Genomic DNA, 5,365 nt, shown 5'->3' on the forward strand with positions numbered 1-5,365 from the left:
CATGCACTCAAGGGACTACCCCCCTCCGCGCGTCCCCCTTATCCTGTCAATGCACACACCGCAGGATAGTCCATGCTAATACGTCTTCTCATCATCGCCGCCTCGCTGCTGGTCAGCGGCTGCGACAAGACTCCCACCGGTCGCGATCAGCTGGCTCTGATACCGCCCTCCATGATGGCCCAGTTTGGCAGCCAGGCCTTTCTGCAGATGCAGCAGCAGATCCCCGTGAGCCAGGATGCCGACAGTAATGCCCGGGTGCAGTGTATCGCCCGGGAGATCCTGCTGGTGGTGGGCGACCGCTTTCCCGGCATCCCCATGCCGGAAACCTGGGAAATCGTGCTGTTCGACGACCCCACTCCCAACGCTTTCGCCCTGCCCGGCGGCAAGATCGGGGTCAACCAGGGGCTGCTGAAAGTGGCGGTCAATGATGCCCAGCTCGCCGCAGTGATCGGCCATGAAGTGGCCCATGTGCTGGCCCAGCACGGCAATGAACGGCTCACCCAGGAACTGGGGATCAAGGCACTGTTGCTTCTGGTGGGGCTGTTCAGTGAGGGGGATGCGGACAGCGAACGCATTATTCAGGCGCTGGGCCTGGGCGCCCATCTCGGCATTGCCCTGCCTTTCAGCCGCACCCATGAGGAAGAGGCGGATGTGATGGGGCTGGAACTGATGGCCAGTGCCGGCTTCGATCCGCGGGAGAGCACGCAACTGTGGCGCAATATGGCCGCTGCAGGGGGCGGGCAACCCTTGGAGTTTCTTTCCACCCACCCAAACCACGAATCGCGAATCGAGGAACTGCAAGCGCGAATGAACGAAGCGTTCCAGCGTTATCAGAAGCGCCCGCCAGCAACCTGCAACCAATAATCTTCGCCTTGCCAGCAAGGCTCCAACAGCATGAAAACCACCGTTGGGGCCTTGCTCACAAGACGAAATCGCCACTGACCGCTATACAGCCCTGGCCGACTCTGCGCCCGCAGTCACTTGCTCGGTGGCCGGCTGCCAATCGTAGTCCTTCATGTTCACGGTCCAGGTGCGGGCCATGAACTGGAAGGTGGCATGGGGCCACAGTGCCGTGTTGCGGCCATCGGCCTGCTGGTACCAGCTCATGCAGCCGCCGGTCTGCCAGATGGTGCCTTTCAGCTCATCCTGCAGCTTGGCGTTATAACGGTCCTGCACGTCCTGCTTCACATCCAGCCAGGCATCGCCGCGCTTATCCAGCTTGGTGATGGCATCCATGATGTAACGGACCTGGCTTTCGATCATGAAAATGATGGAGTTGTGACCCAGGCCGGTGTTCGGCCCTACCAGCTGGAACATGTTCGGATAACCGCTGACGGTGGTACCCAGGTAGGCCTCAGCGGCGTCTTTCCAGTCATCCTGCAGGCGATGGCCCGGCAGACCCGTGATCTCGAAATCCTTCATGTAGATGCGCGGATCCACGATGAAACCGGTACCCAGCACGATGCAGTCGGCCTGCTGTTCGGTGCCATCACTGAACACGATGCTGTTCTCGCGGATTTCCTTCACACCTTCCGTCACCAGTTCCACGTTGTCGCGGTTAAAGGTGGGGTAGTAGTTGTTGGAAATCAGGATGCGCTTGCAGCCCAGGGTGTAGTTCGGCACCAGCTTGCGGGCGGTCTCCTTGTCCTTCACCTGGTAATGGATGAAGGCCTTCAGCGCCGGCTCGGCCAGCTTGGCCAGGCGCGGATTGAAAATCGGCAGTACCCGGGCTTCATTGCTCAGGTAGAGGCGCAGGCGGTGGAGTTTGCGCAGGGCCGGGAAGCGACGGAAGATCCATTTGCTCAGGCCGGAATAGGCGCGCTCGTCCCGGGGAATGATCCACGGCGGGGTGCGCTGCACCACCGTCAGATGACCCGCCTCCTTGGCCACGTGGGGCACATACTGGATCGCGCTGGCCCCGGTACCAATGGACACCACCTTCTTGCCGGCCATGTCATAGTCATGGTCCCACTGGGCCGAGTGAATGATCTTGCCCTTGAAGGTGTCCATGCCCTTGAAATTGGGGAACGACGGCACGTGCAGGGGACCACTGGCCAGCACCCAGTGCTGACAGATCACCTGGGAGCCATCCGCCAGGTCCAGGGTCCACAGGGCTGCCCGGTCATCAAAACGGGCTCCGGTCACTTCCGCATTGAAACGGGTGTACTGACGCAGCGCATGTTTGTCGCTCACGCCCTGGATGTAATTGTGAATTTCCTGCTGGCCACTGTAGCGATGGCTCCACTCCGGGTTACCCTCAAACGAGAAGGAATACATGTGTGACTGCACGTCGCAGGCCGCACCGGGGTAGCTGTTGTGGTACCAGGTACCGCCTATGCCGCTGCCTTTTTCCAGCAGCAGAAAATCATCAATGCCGGCCTCACGCAATTTAATGGCCATGCACATGCCACCAAAGCCACCACCGACGATGGCCACTTTGACGCGGCGGGTTTTCACATTGATCTTGGCCTGACTTGTCATTGGTATTCTCCTGGGATGCTCATGGGCTCCTTGATGACAACACTCTAGCCTTGTCCATCGTCAGTGAATACATGTTAACCTGACTGGAAAATTGATAATTCCGGCCATGTCTGAACGCTCGATCCTCGCCCTCATCTACACCATCGACCTGCTCGAAGACGAGAAGGGGATCGACTGTGCGCCCGTTTTGGCAAAGCATGGCCTGGACCGCAACAAGCTGGACCCGAACAGCGAAATCGGCCGGGACCGGGAACTACTGATCTTTACCGAATTGCTGCCCCGGGTGGACGACCCGCTGCTGGGCTTCGAGATGGGCAGCCGCTTCGGCTTTGCCGGCTACGGGCAGCTGGCCATGTTACTGATGACCAGCGAAACGGCCTTTCAGGGCTTCCAGTTCGGGGTGAGGTATCAGGCGCTGACCTACCTGTACGGGGAAATCGCCCTGATTCCCGGTGACACCACCACCGCTCTGGAGCTGCATCCCATCCCCCTGCCCCCGGAGGTGAGCCGCATCCTGATCGACCGGGATATGGTGGGCACCTTCAAGCTGATCAACGATATCCAGACCCAACTGAACCTGCATCTGAAACCGTTGGAAGTGTGGATGCCCTACCCCAGACCGGACCATGCCCGGATATTTGAGGATTATTTCGGCTGCCCGGTGCACTACGACCAACCCTATTGCAAGGCGGTAATCCGCAACCAGGACATGGCCTTGCGCATGCCCGGCTACAACAAGATGGCCCAGGACATGTACCGGGAACAATGCGAGGCCATGCTGGCCCGCCGGGAGCCCCCCACCGATCATCTGGGAGACCGGGTCACCGCCTACCTCAACCTGTTCGTTCGCACTTTTCCCACCGCAGAACAGGTGTCCCGGGCCTTCGGTATTCCCGAGCGCACCTTTCGCCGTCAGCTGAGCAAGGAGAACCGCCCCTTTCAGGGACTGGTGGATCAGGTGAAAGCCGATAAAGCCAGGCGCTACCTGGCCGACTCCGGACGCAGCGTGGCCGAAATCGCCGAATTGCTGGGTTACAGCGAATCGGCGGCTTTTGTTCGGGCCTTTGAGCGGTGGACAGGAAAGACGCCCGCCCGCCATCGCAAAGAGGCCAGGGACGGGCCGTAGGAGCGCCGCTTGGGGCGCGAAAAACACCGTTTCTGATTACCCAGAAACGCGATTTGAAACCAACACATCCGACCGAGAGGGTTTTACCTTTCGAAACCCGTTACTCGCTGACGCTCGTTTCGCGCCTCAAGCGGCGCTCCTACAGAGGCTTCGTAGAACGATCAGTCCTGCCGAATTCGTTCGACGATCTTGGTCGTCGAGATATCGTCGATAAAATCCAGCACCTTCACCTCACCGCCATAGCCCTGCACAAACTCATGGCCGACCACCTGATCCACACTGTAATCGCCGCCTTTTACCAGCACATCCGGCTTGATGGCCTCCAGCAGCGGTTCGGGGGTGTCGGTGTCGAAGGGCACTACCCAGTCCACTACCTCAAGGGCAGCAAGCACCGCCATGCGGCGCTCCAGGGGATTGATGGGGCGGCCAGGGCCTTTCAGGCGACGGATGGATTCGTCGCCGTTCACTGCCAGCACCAGGCGATCGCCCTGGCGTCGTGCAGAATCCAGATAGCCCACATGGCCCGCGTGGATGATGTCGAAGCAGCCATTGGTGAAAACAATCCTCTCCCCCTGGGCCCGGGCATCCTCAATGGCGATCAGTAACTGCTCTTCAGTCATCACCCCGCGGCCCAGCCCCCCTTCCTGATGCACCGCCCGACGCAACTCCGGGGCAGACACCACGGCAGTGCCCAGCTTGCCGACCACGATACCCGCGGCGATATTGGCCAGCGCCACCGCGTCCGCCATATCTGCACCGGCAGCCAGAGACACCGCCAACACCGATATCACGGTATCCCCGGCGCCGGTCACATCGAATACCTCGCGGGCTCGGGCAGGCAGATGCAGCTCCGGCTGACCATCGCGCAACAGGGTCATCCCCTTTTCGCTGCGGGTCACCAGCAGGGCCTGCAGGTCCAGATCCCGGATCAGTTGCTGGCCCTTGGCGATCAGATCCTGTTCATCCTTGACCTTCCCCGCCACAGCTTCGAACTCGCTGAGATTGGGCGTCAGCAAGGTAGCGCCACGGTAATGACGGAAATCGGTACCCTTGGGATCCACCAGGACCGGGACACCGGCCTCCCGGGCCAGGGCAATCAGTCCCGGGCAATCACGCAAGGCCCCTTTGGCGTAATCGGAGAGAACCAGAGCACCGCAATGGACCAGCTGGTCTTTCACCCTGTCGGCGAAGGGCGCCGGGTCCTGGTCATGGAAGGCTTCCTCGAAATCCAGGCGCAGCAACTGCTGCTGGCGGCTGATCACCCGCAACTTGGTAATCGTCGGCAAACCGTCGATTTTCTGAAAGTGACAACCCACTTCCGCCGCACCAAGCCGCTCTTCCAGAATCGCAGCGGCCTCATCATCACCGGTAATTCCCACCAGCTCGGCACGGGCGCCCAGCGCAGCCATATTGAGGGCCACATTGGCGGCCCCGCCGGGCCGGTCTTCCAACTCGGTTACCCGCACAACAGGTACCGGCGCTTCCGGCGAAATACGCCCGGTCGGGCCGTGCCAGTAACGATCGAGCATGACATCGCCAGCCACAAGAACGCGGGCCTTGGCAAAAGCGGGAATTTGCATAGATTCTCCAAAACGCAACAGTGCCGGACTTCGATGCAGTGTAGCATAGGCAAGTAACCAGCTAACCTGCTGAAAGGACTCAAGGAAACGGTCACATGAACCGGTGAGGGGCAGAGCCAGTGTAGTGGATCCACCTTTACACTTTGCCGCGGCTACGCATCCCTCCATCAGACAGGTA

At 60.3% G+C, this 5,365-nt stretch carries 4 protein-coding genes; 2 read left to right on the plus strand and 2 right to left on the minus strand.

All coding sequences use genetic code 11. The features are described 5' to 3' along the window. Positions 1-72 precede the first annotated feature (72 nt). Positions 73-864, plus strand: a complete 792-nt coding sequence (locus A3714_RS01995; protein ID WP_063509071.1) for a M48 family metallopeptidase — start codon at positions 73-75, stop codon at positions 862-864. Between the two features lie 81 nt (positions 865-945). Here A3714_RS01995 and A3714_RS02000 read toward each other — a convergent pair whose 3' ends face one another. Beyond that, a complete protein-coding gene (locus A3714_RS02000; RefSeq protein ID WP_063509072.1) occupies positions 946-2,481 on the minus strand; it encodes an NAD(P)/FAD-dependent oxidoreductase in 1,536 nt (511 codons plus the stop codon). Positions 2,482-2,587: 106 nt separating this feature from the next. Between A3714_RS02000 and A3714_RS02005 the strand changes: the two genes are divergently transcribed. After that, positions 2,588-3,607: an AraC family transcriptional regulator gene (locus tag A3714_RS02005; RefSeq protein WP_063509073.1), complete on the plus strand. Its 1,020-nt coding sequence runs from the start codon at positions 2,588-2,590 to the stop codon at positions 3,605-3,607. Positions 3,608-3,768: 161 nt separating this feature from the next. Here the strand turns inward: A3714_RS02005 and hldE are convergent, their stop codons facing one another. Then, a complete protein-coding gene (gene hldE, locus A3714_RS02010) occupies positions 3,769-5,187 on the minus strand; it encodes a bifunctional D-glycero-beta-D-manno-heptose-7-phosphate kinase/D-glycero-beta-D-manno-heptose 1-phosphate adenylyltransferase HldE (RefSeq protein WP_062815654.1) in 1,419 nt (472 codons plus the stop codon). Positions 5,188-5,365 lie beyond the last annotated feature (178 nt).

This window comes from Alcanivorax sp. HI0007 (assembly GCF_001635525.1).
In the GTDB taxonomy this organism is placed as follows: domain Bacteria; phylum Pseudomonadota; class Gammaproteobacteria; order Pseudomonadales; family Alcanivoracaceae; genus Alcanivorax.